Source organism: Roseibium aggregatum IAM 12614, from assembly GCF_000168975.1.
Lineage (GTDB): Bacteria > Pseudomonadota > Alphaproteobacteria > Rhizobiales > Stappiaceae > Roseibium > Roseibium aggregatum.
Genome location: NZ_AAUW01000012.1, coordinates 105,364 through 124,427 on the forward strand (window position 1 = coordinate 105,364; position 19,064 = coordinate 124,427).

General features: G+C 58.7%; 27 protein-coding genes. All 27 read right to left on the reverse strand.

What is annotated here, in order from left to right; translation table 11 throughout:
* Positions 1–35: 35 nt before the first annotated feature.
* Complete coding sequence (rplO, locus tag SIAM614_RS17110; protein ID WP_006936432.1) at positions 36–503, reverse strand: 50S ribosomal protein L15; 468 nt, start codon at positions 501–503, stop codon at positions 36–38.
* A 21-nt stretch (positions 504–524) separates the two neighbouring features.
* A complete protein-coding gene (gene rpmD / locus SIAM614_RS17115; protein WP_006936433.1) occupies positions 525–722 on the reverse strand; it encodes a 50S ribosomal protein L30 in 198 nt (65 codons plus the stop codon).
* 41 nt (positions 723–763) lie between these two features.
* The gene (gene rpsE, locus SIAM614_RS17120) at positions 764–1,330 is read right to left on the reverse strand and encodes a 30S ribosomal protein S5 (RefSeq protein ID WP_006936434.1); all 567 of its coding nucleotides are present in this window, start codon (positions 1,328–1,330) and stop codon (positions 764–766) included.
* Between the two features lie 41 nt (positions 1,331–1,371).
* Positions 1,372–1,734: a 50S ribosomal protein L18 gene (gene rplR, locus SIAM614_RS17125; protein WP_006936435.1), complete on the reverse strand. Its 363-nt coding sequence runs from the start codon at positions 1,732–1,734 to the stop codon at positions 1,372–1,374.
* A gap of 12 nt (positions 1,735–1,746) precedes the next feature.
* Entirely contained in the window at positions 1,747–2,280 is a 534-nt protein-coding gene (rplF, locus tag SIAM614_RS17130; RefSeq protein WP_006936437.1) for a 50S ribosomal protein L6, read from the reverse strand.
* A gap of 41 nt (positions 2,281–2,321) precedes the next feature.
* On the reverse strand, positions 2,322–2,720 hold the full coding sequence (gene rpsH / locus SIAM614_RS17135; protein ID WP_006936438.1) for a 30S ribosomal protein S8: 399 nt from the start codon (positions 2,718–2,720) through the stop codon (positions 2,322–2,324).
* Between the two features lie 12 nt (positions 2,721–2,732).
* Entirely contained in the window at positions 2,733–3,038 is a 306-nt protein-coding gene (rpsN, locus tag SIAM614_RS17140; RefSeq protein ID WP_006936439.1) for a 30S ribosomal protein S14, read from the reverse strand.
* 21 nt (positions 3,039–3,059) lie between these two features.
* Positions 3,060–3,617: a 50S ribosomal protein L5 gene (gene rplE / locus SIAM614_RS17145; RefSeq protein ID WP_006936440.1), complete on the reverse strand. Its 558-nt coding sequence runs from the start codon at positions 3,615–3,617 to the stop codon at positions 3,060–3,062.
* Positions 3,610–3,927 carry a 50S ribosomal protein L24 gene (gene rplX / locus SIAM614_RS17150; RefSeq protein WP_006936441.1) on the reverse strand — a complete coding sequence of 106 codons (318 nt, stop codon included), beginning with the start codon at positions 3,925–3,927 and terminating at the stop codon, positions 3,610–3,612. The genes rplE and rplX overlap by 8 nt, the downstream gene beginning before the upstream one ends.
* On the reverse strand, positions 3,927–4,295 hold the full coding sequence (gene rplN / locus SIAM614_RS17155; protein ID WP_006936443.1) for a 50S ribosomal protein L14: 369 nt from the start codon (positions 4,293–4,295) through the stop codon (positions 3,927–3,929). Before rplN ends, rplX begins: the two co-directional genes overlap by 1 nt.
* Positions 4,296–4,364: 69 nt before the next feature.
* Positions 4,365–4,595 (reverse strand): 30S ribosomal protein S17, encoded by a 231-nt coding sequence (gene rpsQ, locus SIAM614_RS17160; RefSeq protein WP_006936444.1) that lies wholly within the window; start codon positions 4,593–4,595, stop codon positions 4,365–4,367.
* Positions 4,596–4,605: 10 nt separating this feature from the next.
* Positions 4,606–4,806, reverse strand: a complete 201-nt coding sequence (gene rpmC, locus SIAM614_RS17165) for a 50S ribosomal protein L29 (protein WP_006936445.1) — start codon at positions 4,804–4,806, stop codon at positions 4,606–4,608.
* A gap of 21 nt (positions 4,807–4,827) precedes the next feature.
* Complete coding sequence (gene rplP / locus SIAM614_RS17170) at positions 4,828–5,241, reverse strand: 50S ribosomal protein L16 (RefSeq protein WP_006936446.1); 414 nt, start codon at positions 5,239–5,241, stop codon at positions 4,828–4,830.
* A 47-nt stretch (positions 5,242–5,288) separates the two neighbouring features.
* The gene (rpsC, locus tag SIAM614_RS17175; protein ID WP_006936448.1) at positions 5,289–6,017 is read right to left on the reverse strand and encodes a 30S ribosomal protein S3; all 729 of its coding nucleotides are present in this window, start codon (positions 6,015–6,017) and stop codon (positions 5,289–5,291) included.
* On the reverse strand, positions 6,017–6,397 hold the full coding sequence (gene rplV, locus SIAM614_RS17180; protein ID WP_006936449.1) for a 50S ribosomal protein L22: 381 nt from the start codon (positions 6,395–6,397) through the stop codon (positions 6,017–6,019). The genes rpsC and rplV overlap by 1 nt, the downstream gene beginning before the upstream one ends.
* Before the next feature lie 2 nt (positions 6,398–6,399).
* Entirely contained in the window at positions 6,400–6,678 is a 279-nt protein-coding gene (gene rpsS / locus SIAM614_RS17185) for a 30S ribosomal protein S19 (RefSeq protein WP_006936450.1), read from the reverse strand.
* 12 nt (positions 6,679–6,690) lie between these two features.
* On the reverse strand, positions 6,691–7,521 hold the full coding sequence (rplB, locus tag SIAM614_RS17190; RefSeq protein WP_006936451.1) for a 50S ribosomal protein L2: 831 nt from the start codon (positions 7,519–7,521) through the stop codon (positions 6,691–6,693).
* 18 nt (positions 7,522–7,539) lie between these two features.
* Positions 7,540–7,833 carry a 50S ribosomal protein L23 gene (locus SIAM614_RS17195; RefSeq protein WP_006936452.1) on the reverse strand — a complete coding sequence of 98 codons (294 nt, stop codon included), beginning with the start codon at positions 7,831–7,833 and terminating at the stop codon, positions 7,540–7,542.
* A complete protein-coding gene (rplD, locus tag SIAM614_RS17200) occupies positions 7,830–8,450 on the reverse strand; it encodes a 50S ribosomal protein L4 (protein ID WP_006936453.1) in 621 nt (206 codons plus the stop codon). Before rplD ends, SIAM614_RS17195 begins: the two co-directional genes overlap by 4 nt.
* A complete protein-coding gene (gene rplC / locus SIAM614_RS17205; RefSeq protein WP_040440492.1) occupies positions 8,450–9,160 on the reverse strand; it encodes a 50S ribosomal protein L3 in 711 nt (236 codons plus the stop codon). The genes rplD and rplC overlap by 1 nt, the downstream gene beginning before the upstream one ends.
* A 23-nt stretch (positions 9,161–9,183) precedes the next feature.
* Positions 9,184–9,492, reverse strand: a complete 309-nt coding sequence (gene rpsJ / locus SIAM614_RS17210) for a 30S ribosomal protein S10 (RefSeq protein ID WP_006936455.1) — start codon at positions 9,490–9,492, stop codon at positions 9,184–9,186.
* 73 nt (positions 9,493–9,565) lie between these two features.
* On the reverse strand, positions 9,566–10,756 hold the full coding sequence (gene tuf / locus SIAM614_RS17215; protein ID WP_006936456.1) for an elongation factor Tu: 1,191 nt from the start codon (positions 10,754–10,756) through the stop codon (positions 9,566–9,568).
* A gap of 47 nt (positions 10,757–10,803) precedes the next feature.
* Positions 10,804–12,879: an elongation factor G gene (gene fusA / locus SIAM614_RS17220; RefSeq protein ID WP_006936457.1), complete on the reverse strand. Its 2,076-nt coding sequence runs from the start codon at positions 12,877–12,879 to the stop codon at positions 10,804–10,806.
* 25 nt (positions 12,880–12,904) lie between these two features.
* Positions 12,905–13,375 (reverse strand): 30S ribosomal protein S7, encoded by a 471-nt coding sequence (gene rpsG / locus SIAM614_RS17225; protein WP_006936458.1) that lies wholly within the window; start codon positions 13,373–13,375, stop codon positions 12,905–12,907.
* Between the two features lie 12 nt (positions 13,376–13,387).
* Positions 13,388–13,759: a 30S ribosomal protein S12 gene (rpsL, locus tag SIAM614_RS17230; protein WP_006936459.1), complete on the reverse strand. Its 372-nt coding sequence runs from the start codon at positions 13,757–13,759 to the stop codon at positions 13,388–13,390.
* Between the two features lie 687 nt (positions 13,760–14,446).
* Positions 14,447–14,740, reverse strand: coding sequence for a hypothetical protein (locus SIAM614_RS17235; RefSeq protein ID WP_006936461.1), 294 nt, complete (start codon positions 14,738–14,740; stop codon positions 14,447–14,449).
* 78 nt (positions 14,741–14,818) lie between these two features.
* Positions 14,819–19,018 (reverse strand): DNA-directed RNA polymerase subunit beta', encoded by a 4,200-nt coding sequence (gene rpoC, locus SIAM614_RS17240; protein WP_006936462.1) that lies wholly within the window; start codon positions 19,016–19,018, stop codon positions 14,819–14,821.
* Positions 19,019–19,064 lie beyond the last annotated feature (46 nt).

Below are 19,064 nucleotides of genomic sequence, written 5' to 3' on the forward strand. Positions count from 1 at the left end.
AATGCTTGCCCAGGAAATGGGTGAAGCCCAGGCTGTTAAGCCTGAGCTCCCTGGACGGCAACCTTGCCGCCTGCTTTTTCAATCGCTGCAACAGCGCCCTTGGAGGCACCGGCAACTTCAAAGGTCACTGCAGCGGTGAGTTCACCGTTGGCGACGATGCGCACACCGTCACGGACCCGTTTGACAACGCCTGCTGCCTTCAGCGCTTCGACGGTGACCGTCTCGGACGCATTCAGCTTGCCTGCATCAATCGCCTTCTGAACACGGCCGATGGACACAGTATTGTAGTCCTTGGCAAAAATGTTCGTGAAGCCGCGCTTCGGCAGACGGCGGTGAAGCGGCATCTGACCGCCTTCAAAGCCTTTGATGGCAACGCCGGAACGGGATTTCTGACCTTTGACACCACGGCCACCGGTCTTGCCCTTGCCGGACCCGATGCCGCGAGCCACACGCATGCGGTCTTTTACGGCACCTTCGTTGTCACGAAGTTCATTGAGCTTCATGTTCGTATCTCCTCACCCCGTTTACGCGTTGTCTTCGACGACGCGAACGAGATGCTGGACCTTATTGATCATGCCGCGCACTTCAGGAGTGTCCTTCAGTGTGGAACGGCGGTGCATCTTGTTCAGGCCGAGACCGACGAGCGTCGCGCGCTGGTCCTTAGGACGGCGCAGCGGGCTGCCGATCTGTTCGACCGTGACAGTCTTTTCGGTGTTCGCCATGGAACGTACCCTCTCTCAGCTGGGGACCGGAGCCGCTAAGGTCAAGCCTCAGCGGCAGCCGAAGCCGCCTCATCGTTGTTGTCACGACGGCGGGACTGCAGCACAGAGACCTTGAGGCCACGGCGGGCAGCGACGGAACGCGGGCTGTCTTCCTTGGTCAGCGCAGCAAAAGTTGCACGAACCATGTTGTAGGGGTTGGAAGTCCCCAGAGACTTGGCCACAACGTCCTGGACGCCGAGCGTTTCGAAAACGGCACGCATCGGACCGCCTGCGATGATACCGGTACCGGCCGGAGCTGCGCGAAGCAGAACCTTACCAGCGCCGTGACGGCCTTCCACATCGTGGTGGAGGGTCCGGCCTTCGCGAAGCGGCACGCGGATCATCGTGCGTTTTGCTGCTTCAGTTGCCTTACGGATGGCTTCCGGCACTTCACGTGCCTTGCCATGACCGAAGCCGACGCGGCCCTTCTGGTCACCAACCACTACAAGTGCTGCGAAGCCGAAACGACGGCCACCCTTGACCACTTTAGCAACGCGGTTGATGTGAACGAGCTTGTCGACGAATTCGCTGTCTCGCTCGTCGCGATCGCGATTTTCTTGTCTCGCCATATTATACGTCTTCCGTTCTTAAGAGCGCCAACGGGCGCTGGTCAGAATTCAAGTCCACCTTCACGGGCTGCATCAGCAAGCGCTTTTACGCGCCCATGATACTGGTACCCGCCACGGTCGAACACGACCTGCTTTACGCCAGCGGCCGCAGCACGCTCGGCGACAAGCTTGCCAACGGCTGCGGCTGCAGCGACGTCGGCGCCCGTTTTCAGGCTGCCCTTGAGATCTTTTTCGATCGTTGAAGCAGAGACAATCGTATGTCCCTTCGCATCGTCGATGATCTGGGCGTAGATCTGCTTCGACGAGCGGAAGACAGAAAGGCGCGGACGACCGTTCGCGGCTTTCTGAATCGAACGGCGCACGCGATCGCGGCGGCGCTCGAAAGCTTGTTTGCTGTTCGCCATGATCTGGGTCCGTTACTTCTTCTTGCCTTCTTTGCGGACGATGAACTCGCCTGCATAACGAACGCCTTTGCCCTTGTAGGGCTCCGGCGGGCGGAATTCACGAATTTCAGCGGCAACCTGACCGACGCGCTGTTTGTCGGTACCGGTGATGCTGATTTCCGTCGGCTTCGGGCACACAATATCGATACCATCCGGAATCGGATAGACGACGTCATGAGAGAAACCGAGCGCCAGCTGAAGGTTCTTACCCTGGACCTGAGCGCGGTAACCGACACCGGTGATAGCGAGGTCTTTCTTGAAGCCCTCGGTCACACCGGTGATCAGGTTCGCGACCATGGTGCGGCTCATGCCCCACATGGAGCGAGCCGGCTTGGTGCTGTTGCACGGATCGATTTTGATCCCATCATCCGTCATTTCGGCCAGAACAAGATCATTGAGCACGAAAGATTTTTCGCCTTTCGGGCCCTTGATCGTAACCGTCTGACCGTCGATCGATGCCGTTACCCCGCTTGGCACGGGGACTGGCTTTTTGCCAATACGAGACATATGACCAACCTTGTCGTTGTTTTAAAAGTGAGGATGCCGCATCAGAAGACGCGGCACAGAACCTCACCACCTACGTTTTCGTCCCGCGCCTGATGGTCGCTCATGACGCCACGCGGAGTCGAAATGATCGACACGCCCAGGCCATTAGAGACATGCGGGATATTTTTCACCGACGAGTAAACGCGGCGGCCCGGCTTGGACACACGTTCAATCGTGCGGATAACCGGTTCACCGTCGAAATACTTCAGTTCGATTTCCAACTCGGACTTACCGCCCTCGTATTCAACCGTGGTGTAGCCACGGATGTACCCCTCTTTTGCGAGCACATCAAGTACATGTGCACGCAATTTGGAATTTGGTGAACTGACCTTGTTCTTGCGACGCATCTGCGCGTTGCGAATGCGGGTCAGCATATCCCCCAACGGATCAGAAATTGCCATCGGAGTTTCTCCTTACCAGCTCGACTTGACCAGGCCCGGGATCTTGCCCAGGGAACCCAGTTCACGAAGCGCAATACGCGACATCTTCAGCTTGCGGTAAAAACCGCGCGGACGGCCGGACACTTCGCAACGGTTGCGAACGCGGTTCGGCGCGGAGTTCCGCGGCAGTTTCGCCAGCTTCAGGCGTGCGTTGTACCGCTCTTCCAGGGACAGGCTTTCATCTTTAGCCAGTGCCTTCAGGGCAGCGCGCTTCTCAGCGTATTTCTTGACAAGCTTCTCGCGGCGCTTGTTTTTCTCGATTGCGCTTTTCTTCGCCATCGTCGATCCCTTCCTTGCCCGTTACTTCGTGAACGGGAAGTTGAACGCGCGCAGAAGCTCGCGTGCTTCGTCGTCATTCGGCGCCGTGGTGCAGATGATCACGTCCATGCCCCAGATCTGGTCGACCTTGTCGTACTCGATTTCCGGGAACACGATGTGTTCTTTGATGCCCATGGCGTAGTTGCCGCGACCGTCGAAGCTCTTCGGGTTCAGGCCGCGGAAGTCACGAACGCGCGGCAGCGCGATGGTGATCATGCGGTCCAGGAATTCGAACATCTGCTGGCGGCGCAGGGTAACCTTTGCGCCAAGCGGCATGCCCTCGCGGACCTTGAAGGTCGCGATGGATTTTTTCGCTTTGGTGATGACCGGCTTCTGACCGGCAATCAGTGCCAGATCGTCAGCAGCAATGCGCGCTTTCTTGGAATCGCTCACCGCTTCGCCGACACCGACGTTGAGAACGATTTTTTCCAGCTGCGGAACCTGCATGACGTTCTTGTACTGGAACTTTTCCAAAAGCTGCTTGCGCACGACTTCGTCATAGTGCGTCTTCAGACGCGGCACGTTAGTGGTCTCAGCCATCGATCAGGTCTCCCGAACGCTTGGCCACACGGACCTTGGTGCCATCGTCCTGCACTTTGAAGCCGACGCGAGTCGCCTTGCCGTCCTTCGGATCGGCCAGTGCGACGTTGGAAAGGTGAATCGGGGCTTCCTTGGCCACGATGCCTGCTTCCTGCGTCTGGGTCTGCTTCTGGTGGCGGCGAACCATGTTGATGCCGCGGACCAGGGCCTTGTTGTCAGCCGGCAGCATCTGGATGACTTCGCCGGACTTACCCTTGTCACGGCCGGTCAGCACAACCACCGTGTCGCCTTTTTTAATTTTCGCAGCCATCAGAGCACCTCCGGCGCGAGCGAAATGATTTTCATATGGTTCTTTGCACGGAGTTCGCGCGGTACCGGTCCGAAGATACGGGTGCCGATCGGCTCCTTGTTGTTGTTGACCAGCACGGCCGCATTGCGGTCGAACCGGATCACGCTGCCATCGGGACGGCGGATATCCTTTGCCGTGCGCACGACGACAGCCTTCATCACGTCGCCCTTCTTAACGCGGCCCCGCGGAATTGCCTCTTTGACGGAGACGACGATGATGTCGCCAACCTGGGCATATTTACGCTTGGAGCCGCCGAGCACTTTGATGCACATGACACGACGAGCGCCGGAATTATCGGCGACGTCGAGGTTTGTTTGCATCTGAATCATGACTGGCTGCCTTGTTCTTCTGATGGCGCTCGGGTCACGGGCGCCTGATGCTCACTGAATGGAGCGCGGTCACTGAGCGACCACGGTCCAACGTTTGTTTTTCGAGATCGGCGCGCATTCTTCGATCTGAACAATGTCGCCAACCTTGTACTGGTTGTTTTCATCGTGTGCGCGGTACTTCTTGGTCCGGCGCACAGTCTTCTTCAGCAGCGGGTGAGTGAAGCGGCGCTCCACATTCACCGTCACCGTCTTGTCATTGGCGTCGCTGACAACGGTGCCCTGCAGGATACGCTTCGGCATGGCCGTCTCCTTACGCGTTCGCCGACACGCGCTTCTCGCGCATGATCGTCTGGATACGTGCGATGTCGCGGCGGATCTGCCGGACACGCGCAGTGTTTTCAAGCTGACCCGTAGCCCGCTGGAAGCGCAGGTTGAACTGCTCTTTCTTCAGGCCTTCAAGCTCACTGCGGAGCTCGTCGAGGGTCTTAGCCCGTACATCGGTAGCCTTCATGGCTCTAACTCCTCGCCTGCCTTACTCGCCGATACGCTGAACGAAACGGCACTTGATCGGCAGCTTGGCTGCAGCAAGACGCATAGCTTCACGCGCAATGTCTTCCGGCACACCATCGATTTCGAACATGATCCGGCCCGGCTTGACACGGCAAGCCCAGTAATCCGGAGAACCCTTACCTTTACCCATGCGGACTTCAGCAGGTTTCGAGGAAACCGGGACGTCCGGGAAGATGCGGATCCAAACACGACCCGCACGCTTCATGTGGCGGGTCATAGCACGGCGGGCCGCTTCGATCTGACGTGCCGTAACACGCTCCGGCTCCATAGCCTTCAGACCGAATGCGCCGAAGTTGAGGTCAGTGCCCCCCTTCGACAAGCCGTGGATGCGGCCCTTGTGCTGCTTGCGGAACTTTGTGCGCTTCGGTTGCAGCATCGTTCTTCTCTCGTCTTTCTTAAGTTACGAGCGGCAGGCAGCTTGAATTAAGCTGCGCGCTCGCGGCCCCGATCCCGGCGTCCGCCGCGATCACCCTGGTTGCCTTCGGAAGCAGCGGTCGCACGGCGTTCAGACGCCATCGGATCGTGTTCCAGAATTTCACCCTTGAAGATCCAGACCTTCACACCGCACACGCCGTAAGCCGTGTGAGCGCTTGCAACACCGTAGTCGATGTCTGCACGCAGAGTGTGAAGCGGCACGCGGCCTTCGCGGTACCATTCGATACGCGCAATTTCCGCACCGCCGAGACGGCCACCGCAGTTGATACGAATGCCCTGGGCACCGAGACGCATGGCGGACTGAACAGCCCGTTTCATGGCGCGACGGAATGCAACACGGCGTTCCAGCTGCTGGGCAATCGACTGGGCGACCAGGGTCGCGTCGATTTCCGGCTTGCGCACTTCAACAATGTTGAGGTGCACTTCGGAATTGGTGATGTCGGCGATCTTCTTGCGAAGACGTTCGATATCGGCGCCCTTTTTACCAATGACCACACCCGGACGACCCGAATGAATGGACACGCGGCACTTCTTGTGCGGGCGTTCGATGACAACCTTGGATACTGCAGCCTGCTTCAGTTCTTTCAGCAGGAGTTCACGGATGCGGAAATCTTCGTGCAGAAGATCGCCGTATTCGTTCTTGTTCGCGTACCAGCGGCTATCCCAGGTGCGGTTGATCCCGAGGCGCATGCCGATCGGGTTTGTCTTATGTCCCATCAGGCAGTCTCCTCAACTTCGCGCACGACGATGGTCAGGTTCGAGAACGGCTTCTCGATCCGGCCAACACGGCCGCGTGCACGGGCCTGGAACCGCTTGATCACAAATGCCTTGCCGACATGTGCTTCAGCAACCACCAGGTTGTCGATGTCCAGATCATGGTTGTTTTCCGCGTTGGCAATCGCGGACATCAAGGTTTTCTTGACGTCCTGCGCAATGCGCTTGCGGGAGAATGTCAGATCCGCAATCGCGGAACCAACTTTTTTACCACGGATCGAAGCCGCAACGAGGTTCAGCTTGCGCGGGGAAACGCGCAGCATGCGGGTCATTGCCCGGGCCTCGTTGTCAGCGAGCGTCCGCTCACGCTTCGGCTTGCCCATCGTTACTTCCTCTTCGCCTTCTTGTCGGCGCCGTGTCCATAATAGGTCCGGCTCGGCGAGAACTCGCCAAACTTGTGACCGATCATTTCTTCAGACACCAGCACCGGAACGTGCTTTTGACCGTTGTAGACGCCGAAGGTCAAACCGACGAACTGCGGCAGGATGGTAGAGCGGCGGCTCCAGGTCTTGATGACCTCGCTCCGGCCGGACTCACGGACCTTGTCCGCTTTCTTCAGCAGATACCCGTCGACAAACGGACCTTTCCAGATCGAACGTGCCACGATCCTTGCCCTTTACTTCTTCGCGTGACGGCTGCGGACGATAAACTTATCAGTCTGCTTATTGCGCCGCGTACGCTTACCTTTGGTCGGTTTACCCCAAGGGGTAACCGGATGACGACCGCCGGAGGTCCTGCCTTCACCACCACCGTGCGGGTGGTCGATCGGGTTCATGGCAACACCGCGAGTATGCGGACGAATGCCAAGCCAGCGGGAACGGCCTGCTTTACCCAGGTTAACGTTGGCGTGGTCCGGGTTGGACACGGCGCCAATGGAAGCCATGCAGGTTCCGAGCACACGGCGCTGCTCGCCAGACATCAGGCGCAGCGTGGTGTAGCCCTGGTCGCGGCCGACGATCTGAACGAACGCGCCTGCCGAACGAGCGATCTGGGCGCCTTTGCCCGGCTTCAGCTCGACATTGTGCACGATCGTGCCAACCGGAATGCGAGCCAGAGGCGCGGCATTGCCCGGTTTCACGTCGACGGATTCACCGGCGACGACGGTGTCGCCAGCAGCCAGGCGCTGCGGCGCCAGGATGTAGCTCAGTTCACCGTCTTCGTAACGGATGAGAGCAATGAATGCGGTCCGGTTCGGATCGTATTCAAGGCGCTCGACCGTAGCCGGAACGTCCCATTTGCGGCGCTTGAAGTCGACAAGACGGTAAGACCGCTTGTGACCGCCACCGCGGTTCGGAGACGTCAGGCGGCCAGCGTTGTTGCGGCCACCGGACTTGGACAGGCCTTCGGTCAGGGTCTTGACCGGCTTGCCTTTCCACAGACCAGAGCGATCAACTTGAACCAGCTGACGGCGGCCTGGGGACGTCGGGTTGAATGTCTTAAGTGCCATTTTTCTTAAGTCCCCGTCTTAGAGCCCGGTGGTCACGTCGATTGCGTGACCTTCCTGCAGCGTTACGACGGCCTTTTTGTAGTCGGACTGCCGGCCGATGCGACCGCGGAAGCGCTTGACCTTGCCCTTGCGGACCAGGGTGTTCACTGCCGTGACCTTCACACCGAACAGAGCTTCGACTGCGGCCTTGATTTCCGGCTTCGTTGCGTCATTGGCAACTTTGAAGACAACCTTGTTCTCTTCGGAAGCCATCGTCGACTTTTCGGTGATCACCGGGCCAACGATTTTGTCGTAGTGAGGAAGTTTGCTCATTTCAAGCGCTCCTCAAGTGCGGACACCGCAGCCTTCGTCAACACCAGGGTGTTGGCGCGCAGGATGTCGTAAACGTTGATACCCTGAACCGGCAGCACATCCAGATGCGGAATGTTGCGGGACGCCAGAGCGAAGTTTGCGTCGACTTCAGCACCGTCAATGATCAGGGCGCTGGTCAGGCCAAGCTTGGAAAGCTGTGCCTTGAGTGCCTTGGTCTTCGCTTCGGCTGCCTTTGCGTCTTCGACCACAACGATGCTGTCTGTCATGGCTTTCGCCGACAGAGCATGCTTCAGGCCGAGGGCGCGAACCTTCTTCGGCAGGTCATGGCTGTGATCGCGAACGATCGGGCCGAATGCCTTACCACCACCGCGGAACTGCGGGGCCTTCTTGTTGCCGTGACGTGCACCGCCGGAACCTTTCTGGCGAACGAATTTCTTCGTCGTGCCGGAAACTTCCGAACGGCCCAGTGCCTTGTGGGTACCTGCCTGGCGCTTGGCGAGCTGCCAACGCACCACACGGTGGATCAAATCGGTGCGCGGCTCGAGACCGAAGATCTCGTCAGACACCGTGATCGAACCGGCCGCCCCGCCTTCGAGGGTCTTGACCTGGAGTTCCATCACTCACTCTCCTTCCCGGCGGCCGCAGTCGCTTCGGTTGCTTTGAAAGCACCCGGAACCGGAACGTTTTCCGGCAGCGCCTTTTTGATCGCGTCGCGGACCAGGATCCAGCCGCCCTTGGCGCCCGGAACAGAGCCCTCGACCATGATCAGGCCACGCTCAACATCAGTGCGCACAACCTTCAGGTTCTGCGTGGTCACGCGGGCATCGCCCATGTGACCGGCCATCTTCTTGCCCTTGAACACGCGGCCCGGGTCCTGACACTGACCGGTAGAACCGTGCGAACGGTGCGAGACTGAGTTACCGTGCGAAGCACGGCCACCACCGAAGTTGTGACGCTTCATGGCACCGGCAAAACCCTTACCGATAGAAGTGCCGGTCACGTCGACAAACTGGCCTTCGACGTAGTGGTCAGCGGTCAATTCCGCGCCAACGTCGATCAGGTTTTCCGCGGAAACGCGGAATTCGGCCACGGTCCGCTTCGGCTCGACCTTTGCAACAGCAAAGTGGCCGCGCAGTGCCTTCGGCGTATTCTTTACTTTACGGGTACCCGCACCGAGCTGCAGTGCAGTGTAACCATTTTTTTCGTCAGTCCGGTGGGCTACCACCTGGCAATTTTCCAGCCGCAGAACGGTGACCGGAACATGCTCGCCTGCATCGTTATAGATGCGGGTCATGCCCACTTTCTGAGCGATCACTCCAGAACGCATGGATGTGTCCCCTTCGACCCGGCTTAGAGCTTGATCTCGACGTCGACACCAGCGGCGAGGTCGAGCTTCATGAGCGCGTCCACCGTCTGCGGTGTCGGATCAACGATATCGAGAAGACGCTTATGCGTGCGCATCTCGAACTGATCGCGGCTTTTCTTATCGATATGCGGTCCGCGAAGCACCGTGTACTTCTCAATCCGCGTCGGCAGCGGCACGGGACCCCGTACCTGAGCACCGGTCCGCTTGGCCGTATTGACGATCTCCTTGGTGGAGGCGTCGAGAATACGGTGGTCAAACGCCTTCAGGCGGATCCGGATATTCTGACCGTTCATTGTTGTTGTTCCCAATAAGACTGCGGGCCTGCCCGCGCTTCATTTCAAGATCACCGGCAGGCCCGGCTGTCGATTATTCGATGATGGATGCGACGACGCCGGCGCCGACGGTACGGCCACCTTCGCGGATAGCGAAGCGGAGGCCTTCTTCCATGGCGATCGGCACGATCAGCTCAACCTCGACGGAGACGTTGTCGCCCGGCATCACCATTTCCGTACCTTCCGGCAGGGACACCACACCGGTCACGTCCGTCGTACGGAAGTAGAACTGCGGGCGGTAGTTGGTGAAGAACGGGGTGTGACGACCACCTTCTTCTTTCGTGAGGATGTAAGCCTCGGCCTTGAACTTCGTGTGCGGGGTAACAGTACCCGGCTTGCAAAGAACCTGGCCACGCTCAACGTCTTCACGTGCGATACCGCGGATCAGAGCGCCGATGTTGTCGCCTGCTTCGCCGCTGTCCAGCAGCTTGCGGAACATTTCAACGCCGGTGACCGTGGTCTTCTGCGTGTCCTTGATGCCGACGATTTCGACTTCTTCGCCAACCTTGACGATGCCGCGCTCAACACGACCGGTCACAACCGTACCACGGCCGGAGATCGAGAAGACGTCTTCGATCGGCATCAGGAACGGAAGATCCTTCGGACGCTCCGGGGTCGGGATGTAGGCGTCGACCTGAGCCATCAGCTCGCGGATCGCATCGCGGCCGATGGCCGGATCGCGGTTTTCAACGGCTGCCAGCGCAGAACCCTTGACGATCGGAATGTCGTCGCCCGGGAATTCGTAGGAAGACAGCAGTTCGCGGATTTCCATTTCGACGAGCTCGAGAAGCTCTTCGTCGTCGACCTGGTCAACCTTGTTCATGAACACGACCAGAGCCGGAACACCAACCTGGCGAGCCAGGAGGATGTGTTCGCGGGTCTGCGGCATCGGGCCGTCAGCGGCAGAACACACCAGGATCGCGCCGTCCATCTGCGCTGCACCGGTGATCATGTTCTTGACGTAGTCGGCGTGACCAGGGCAGTCGACGTGAGCGTAGTGACGGTTTTCCGTCTCATACTCAACGTGGGCCGTGGAGATGGTGATGCCGCGAGCCTTTTCTTCAGGCGCGCCGTCGATTTCGTCGTAAGCTTTTGCAGTCGCACCGCCGGTTTCAGCCAGCGTCATGGTGATTGCTGCGGTCAGCGTCGTCTTGCCGTGGTCAACGTGGCCAATCGTGCCAATGTTAACGTGCGGCTTGTTGCGCTCAAATTTTTCTTTCGCCATCGGATTACTCCGTTTCTCTAGTTCTTCTTGACGTTAAGAGGATGGGCTCAGGCGTATTTCGCCTGAACCTCTTCGGCGACAGCCTGCGGCACCTGCTCGTAGTGATCGAACACCATCGAGTACTGTGCGCGGCCCTGTGACATGGAACGCAGGTTGTTCACGTAACCAAACATGTTGGCCAGCGGGACCATTGCGGTGATGACAGTAACGACGCCCCGGTTCTCCGTACCCGCGATCTGGCCGCGGCGGGAATTCAGGTCACCAATCACGTCACCCATGTAGTCTTCCGGTGTGACAACCTCGACCTTCATGATCGGCTCGAGCAGTTTCGGGCCGGCCTTGGCAATACCTTCGCGGAAACCGGCACGGCCGGCGATTTCGAAGGCAAGAACCGAAGAGTCAACGTCGTGGTAGGCACCATCGATCAGGGTTGCCTTGATATCGAGCATCGGGAAGCCTGCCAGCGGACCGGAGGACATGACGCTTTCGATACCTTTGGTAACACCCGGGATGTATTCCTTCGGAATGGAACCGCCGACGATCTTGCTTTCGAAGACGTAGCCTTCGTTCGGCTCGGCCGGCTCGATGATCAGCTTGATACGAGCGAACTGACCGGAACCACCAGACTGCTTCTTGTGGGTGTAATCCACTTCAGAAACCTTGGTGATGGTTTCGCGGTAAGCCACCTGCGGCGCACCGATGTTGGCTTCGACCTTGAACTCGCGCTTCATGCGGTCGACGATGATGTCCAGGTGCAGCTCGCCCATGCCGGCGATGATGGTCTGACCGGATTCTTCGTCGGTTTTGACGCGGAAGGACGGATCCTCAGCTGCCAGGCGATTGAGCGCGAGGCCCATCTTTTCCTGGTCGCCCTTGGTCTTCGGCTCGACAGCGATCTCGATGACCGGTTCCGGGAATTCCATGCGCTCCAGGATCACCGGCTTCAGCGGATCACACAGGGTGTCGCCGGTCGTGGTGTCCTTCAGGCCTGCGATGGCAACGATATCGCCTGCATAGGCCACATCGATGTCTTCGCGGGAGTTGGAGTGCATCTGCATCATACGGCCGACGCGCTCACGCTTGTCTTTCACGGTATTCAGCAGGGACACGCCCTTGTTCAGAACGCCGGAATAGATGCGGCAGAACGTCAGGGAGCCGACAAACGGGTCGTTGGCGATCTTGAACGCCAGCAGACCAAGAGGCTCTTCGTCTGAAGACTTGCGGATGATTTCAGCTTCGGTCTTCGGATCGATACCCTTGATGTCCGGCACTTCAACCGGGCTCGGCAGGTAATCGACAACAGCATCGAGAAGCGGCTGAACGCCCTTGTTCTTGAACGCGGAACCACAGAACACCGGAACGAATTCGGTGCTGATCGTACCCTTGCGGACAAGCTTCTTGATCGTCTCGATGGAGGGCTCTTCGCCTTCCAGATAAGCTTCCATGACAGCTTCATCGACTTCGACAACGGTCTCGATCAGAGCATCGCGAGCTTCCTGAGCGCGGTCTGCGAGATCAGCCGGGATGTCGACAACGTCCCAGGCAGCGCCGAGGTTTTCCGACTGCCAGATCAGAGCCTTCATTTCCAGAAGGTCGATACAGCCAGCGAAGTCGTTTTCTGCGCCAACCGGAAGCTGCATGACCAGCGGAGTAGCGCCGAGGCGTTCCTTGATCATCTTGACGCAACGATCGAAATCGGCGCCCAGCTTGTCCATCTTGTTGACGAAGATCATCCGCGGGACGTGATACTTGTCGGCCTGACGCCAAACAGTTTCAGTCTGCGGCTCAACGCCAGCGTTTGCGTCCAGAAGGGCGACGGCACCGTCGAGCACGCGCAGGGAACGTTCAACTTCAATGGTGAAGTCAACGTGACCCGGGGTGTCGATGATGTTCAGGCGCTTTTCTTTCCAGAAAGCGGTGGTTGCAGCAGAGGTGATCGTGATGCCACGCTCCTGCTCCTGCTCCATCCAGTCCATGGTGGCTGCGCCGTCATGAACTTCGCCGATCTTGTGGCTCTTACCAGTGTAGAAGAGGATCCGCTCGGTCGTGGTGGTCTTGCCAGCATCGATGTGAGCCATGATGCCGAAGTTGCGGTAGTCCTCGATTTTATGCGTGCGCGCCATAGCGTCAGCCCTTCGAAGTCACAGATTACCAGCGATAGTGCGAGAATGCGCGGTTGGCATCTGCCATCCGGTGCGTGTCTTCGCGCTTCTTGACTGCGGTACCACGGTTGTTAGCCGCGTCGAGCAGCTCGCCGGAAAGACGATCAACCATCGTGGTTTCGTTACGATTGCGAGCCGCAGTGATCAGCCAGCGAATTGCCAGCGCCTGACGGCGATCGGTACGAACCTCAACCGGAACCTGGTAGGTCGCACCACCAACACGGCGGGAACGAACTTCCACTTGCGGCATGACATTCTCAAGAGCAGCGTGGAACACTTCGATCGGGTTCTCGCGGGTCTTGTTTTCGACGACGTCGAAAGCACCGTAAACGATGCGCTCGGCAGTCGACTTCTTACCGTCGTACATGATGGAGTTCATGAACTTCGTGACGACGGTATCCCCGAATTTCGGATCCGGGTTGATTTCGCGTTTTTCTGCGCGGTGACGACGGGACATCTTATGTGCTCCTTACTTCGGCCGCTTCGCGCCGTACTTCGAACGGCGTTGCTTACGATCCTTGACGCCCTGGGTATCGAGCACACCACGGATGATGTGGTAGCGCACACCCGGCAAATCCTTCACGCGGCCGCCGCGGATCATCACCACCGAGTGTTCCTGAAGGTTGTGACCTTCACCCGGGATGTAGCCAATGACTTCGAAGCCGTTGGTCAGGCGGATCTTGGCCACCTTACGCAGAGCCGAGTTCGGCTTCTTCGGCGTCGTCGTGTAAACGCGGGTGCAAACACCACGCTTCTGGGGGCAGGCCTCCATGGCCGGCACCTTGTTCCGCTTCGGCGGATCTTTCCGCGGCTTGCGGATCAACTGGTTGATGGTCGGCATTCTTTGCCCTTTACCTTGTCCATCCAAAAATTCGTATGCAACTGCAGTCCTCCGCTGATTTTGATCTCTTTCCGGTTTGACCCGTAAAGACATGCAAAATCGCGCCCGCGCGCTCAGTGAAGAGCGGCAGGCGCTGCGAAAAACCAGAGGACCACGAGTTGCCCCGCGGTCATGCAATCGACGCGTATTCGCCTATATAACCCGGCAGCGTTTAAGAGGACTGGGTCCTGCGCCTTGGTGGCGCTGGACGGGTTCGCACTTACCGCCTGCCCTTGGGATGCGCGGAAACTACTCATATGCACCCATTGCGTCAAGTGCTTTGTCGAAAAAACAGCGTTTGTGCGGGTTACAGCTTAGCCATCTGAATTTCCGAAACGAATCCCGCCACTTATCGGCGCCATTCAATAGGTTTCTACCGCTTTTCGGTAATTTTATTGCGTGGCGCGATTCCGCAAGCCGGCGGAATTCTGAATCAAGTCTGACCGGAATGAGTCAAATCGGGTCACTCGATCCCGCGCTCCCGTTTTGCCTGGCACTTTAGCCCGTTGATTCACCGGCTGATTCCAGACATGTCGTTGAGGAAGGCTGCCTGGATTCGCTAGCCGCCGCCGCCCTCGCCTTCGCTATGCGCCAGACGCACGGCAGGTATTTGGCGGGCAGCTTCAAGACCTGGCCCTTTCAAGCCGGTCAGGCCGTGAAGGTCACGATGGCAACATTGCCGGAAAGAGCATCCTGATAAGCGCCCTCGTACACCGGGTCGTCCGGTTCACCATCCATCACCCCGATCTGATCGAGTTCGGCTTCCGCAAATCCCTGGGCCGACAGAGCCTCCAGCGTCTTGCGTACCGCATCGTCATCATCCGGCGCGGTCAGCAGCGCGTGAATGGTGATGGCATCGTCCGGCAAAGCCTCTTCGTTTTCCCAGACCCTGCCAATGACGATGTAGACCACCGGATCCAGTTCAAGTTCATTGTCGTTCATAAGATCAGGCCTCTTTTGCCTCATTATACAAGAAAGGCCGCCCGAGGGCGGCCTTTCGATAGCTATTCGGCAAACCGATTATTCGGCTGCGCCGGTCATATCTTCCAGAAGGCCTTCCGCAGCGCTGTCCGAGGACTGCTGACGCTGTGCTTCCTGGATCAGGTCGTCGCGATGGGTCGCGATCTGACGGATCCGCTTCATCACCCCACCGGTACCGGCCGGGATCAGACGCCCCACGATGACGTTCTCCTTGAGGCCGACCAGCGGGTCGGTCTTGCCGTTGACGGCCGCGTCGGTAAGAACGCGCGTCGTCTCCTGGAAGGAGGCGGCGGAGAAGAACGACCGCGTCTGCAGCGACGCCTTGGTGATGCCGAGCAGAACCGGCGTCCCCTTTGCAGGATCGCGTGCATTGTCGATCGCCCGGCGGTTGGCTTCCTCGAAGTCGATCTTGTCGATCTGTTCGCCTGCGAAGAACTCCGTGTCGCCCGGATCGGTGATTTCGACCTTCTGCAGCATCTGGCGGACAATCACTTCAATGTGCTTGTCGTTGATGGTCACGCCCTGCAGGCGGTAGACTTCCTGGATTTCGTTGACGAGGTAAGCCGCCAGGGCCTCCACGCCTTTAACGGCCAGGATGTCGTGCGGAGCCGGGTTACCGTCGAGAATGTACTCACCCTTTTCGATGGCATCGCCTTCCTGAAGATGGAAGTGCTTGCCTTTCGGGATGAGGTATTCGACGGGCTCGACACCTTCTTCCGCCGGCTCGATGATGACGCGGCGCTTGTTCTTGTAGTCGCGGCCGAAGCGGATCGTACCATCGATTTCGGCGATGATCGCATGATCCTTCGGACGACGAGCCTCGAACAGTTCCGCAACACGCGGCAGACCACCGGTGATGTCCTTGGTCTTGGCGCTTTCCAGCGGGATACGGGCCAGAACGTCACCTGCCTTGACCGAAGCTCCCGGCTGGACGGAGAGAATCGCGTCCACGGAAAGCATCAGGCGGGCATCGGACCCACGGTCGGTCTTGGAAATGATGCCTTTTTCGTCCTTCACGACGATAGCCGGCTTCAGATCCTGACCACGCTGCGAAGAGCGCCAGTCGATGACGACACGCTTGGTGATACCGGTTGCCTCGTCGGCCGTTTCCTGAACGGACGCACCATCGACCAGATCCTCGAAGTCCACGATACCGTCGACTTCTGCAAGCATCGGACGGGTATAGGGATCCCACTCGGCAATCCGCTGACCGCGCTTGACCGCATCGCCTTCATCGACATGCAGCTTGGAGCCGTAGGCCACACGATGCACGGCACGCTCGTTGCCGTCGCTGTCGATGACAACGATGGACATGTTGCGGACCATGGCAATCAGGTTGCCGTCGCTGTCGCGATTGACCGAACGGTTCCGGATCTTCACCGTGCCGTCGACGTTGGACTCGATGAACGAGCTGTCGACAACCTGTGCGGTACCACCGATGTGGAAGGTACGCATGGTCAGCTGCGTGCCCGGCTCACCGATGGACTGTGCGGCGATGACGCCGACAGCTTCACCCATGTTCACGGGCGTACCGCGAGCAAGGTCACGGCCGTAGCAGGTTGCGCACACGCCGGTCTCGGTTTCACAGGTCAGAACCGAACGGATCTTGATCTGCTGAACCTTGGCGGCCTCTATGGCATCAACGTCCTTCTCGTCGATCAGCGTGCCCTTGGGGACAAGCAGTTCGCCGGTCTGGTTGTTGTAGACATCTTCCGCAGTCGTCCGGCCCAGAACGCGCATGCCGAGCGAGGCGATGACGTTACCGGCATCGACGATCGGTGCAACGGTGATGCCGCGCGTGGATCCGCAATCCGGTTCCAGGATAATGGAGTCCTGGGCAACGTCCACCAGACGGCGGGTCAGGTAACCGGAGTTCGCGGTCTTCAGTGCGGTATCGGCCAGACCCTTACGGGCACCGTGGGTGGAGTTGAAGTACTCCAGAACCGACAGGCCTTCCTTGAAGTTCGAGATGATCGGGTTCTCGATGATGGAACCGTCCGGCTTGGCCATGAGGCCACGCATGCCGGCCAGCTGCTTCATCTGCTGGGGCGAACCACGGGCACCTGAGTGGGACATCATGTAAACCGAGTTCATCGGCTTCTGGCGTCCGGTCTCTTCATCGATCTGGACCGCCTTAATGCGGGCCATCATCTCGTCAGCAATCTTGTCGGTACATTTCGCCCAGGCGTCAACGACCTTGTTGTACTTCTCGCCCTGGGTGATCAGACCGTCGTTGTACTGCTGCTCGTATTCGGTTGCGAGCGACGAGGTCTCGGCCACCAGCTTCTGCTTGGTGTCCGGAATGACCATGTCATCCATGCCGAAGGAGATGCCGGCGTTACAGGCGTTCTTGAAGCCAAGCTGCATGATCCGGTCACAGAAGATAACCGTCTCCTTCTGACCGCAGGCACGGTAAACCGTGTCGATCATCTTGGAGATGTCCTTCTTGGTCATCAGCTTGTTGCAGACCTCGAACGGCACTTCGTGGTGCTTCGGCAGAAGCTCCGCGATAAGCATGCGGCCCGGAGTGGTCTCGTTGATCTCGGAAGTCTCGTTTCCATCGGCGTCGATGGAGCGGAAACGGCCCTTGATCTTCGTGTGCAGCGTGATGACCTTGTTGGCCAGCGCGTGGTGGATCTCGCCGGTGTTGCCGAAGACCATGCCTTCGCCCGGCTCACCTTCTGCCATGATGGACAGATAGTAGAGACCCAGAACGATATCCTGCGACGGAACGATGATCGGGCCACCGTTTGCCGGGTGCAGAATGTTGTTGGTCGACATCATCAGCGTACGTGCTTCGAGCTGGGCTTCCAGCGACAGCGGTACGTGAACAGCCATCTGGTCACCGTCGAAGTCGGCATTGAAGGCCGAGCAGACGAGCGGGTGAAGCTGGATGGCCTTGCCTTCGATCAGGGTCGGTTCGAACGCCTGGATACCAAGACGGTGCAGCGTCGGCGCGCGGTTCAGCAGAACCGGGTGCTCACGAATGACTTCGTCGAGGATGTCCCAGACTTCCGGACGTTCCTTTTCAACCAGCTTCTTGGCCTGCTTCACGGTGGACGAGAAGCCCTTGGCGTCGAGGCGCGAATAGATGAACGGCTTGAACAGCTCAAGCGCCATCTTCTTCGGCAAGCCGCACTGGTGCAGCTTCAGTTCCGGACCCACGGTAATAACCGAACGGCCGGAATAGTCGACGCGCTTGCCGAGCAGGTTCTGACGGAACCGGCCCTGCTTGCCCTTCAGCATGTCGGACAGCGACTTCAGCGGACGCTTGTTGGCGCCGGTGATGACGCGGCCGCGGCGGCCGTTGTCGAACAGGGCGTCAACGGATTCCTGAAGCATGCGCTTTTCGTTCCGGATGATGATATCCGGAGCACGCAGTTCCATCAGGCGGCGCAGGCGGTTGTTACGGTTGATCACGCGGCGATAGAGATCGTTCAGATCTGACGTCGCGAACCGGCCGCCGTCGAGCGGAACCAGCGGACGCAGATCCGGCGGGATCACCGGAACGACGGTCATGATCATCCATTCCGGGCGGTTGCCCGACTCCATGAATGCTTCAATGACCTTCAGACGCTTGGCAAGCTTCTTCGGCTTCAGTTCGGTGGTCGCCTCGGCGATCTCCTGACGCAGCTTCTCGCTCTCGCGCACCAGATCCATGCTCATCAGGATCTCGCGGATCGCTTCAGCACCGATCATCGCGGTGAATGCATCTTCGCCATACTCGTCCTGAGCAGCGATGAAGTCTTCTTCAGACAGAAGCTGGTGTTGCTTGAGCGGGGTCAGACCCGGCTCGAGAACCACGTAGTTCTCGAAATACAGAACCCGTTCCAGATCCTTCAGCGTCATGTCGAGCAGAAGGCCGATACGGCTCGGCAGGGACTTCAGGAACCAGATGTGCGCAACCGGCGCAGCCAGTTCGATGTGGCCCATGCGTTCACGGCGAACCCGCGACAGGGTGACTTCAACGCCACACTTTTCGCAGATGACGCCTTTGTATTTCATGCGCTTGTATTTGCCGCAAAGACATTCGTAGTCCTTGATCGGGCCAAAGATACGCGCGCAGAACAGACCGTCGCGTTCAGGCTTGAACGTACGGTAGTTGATGGTCTCCGGCTTTTTGATTTCGCCGAAAGACCAGGACAAGATCTTTTCCGGGCTCGCAAGCGAAATCCGGATATTGTCGAAGGTCTGTGCGGGAGCCTGCTGATTGAACAGGTTCATGACCTCATGATTCATGATCCATCTCCTTCGATGCGCGGTGGGGGAGCGAGCTCTTGCGCCC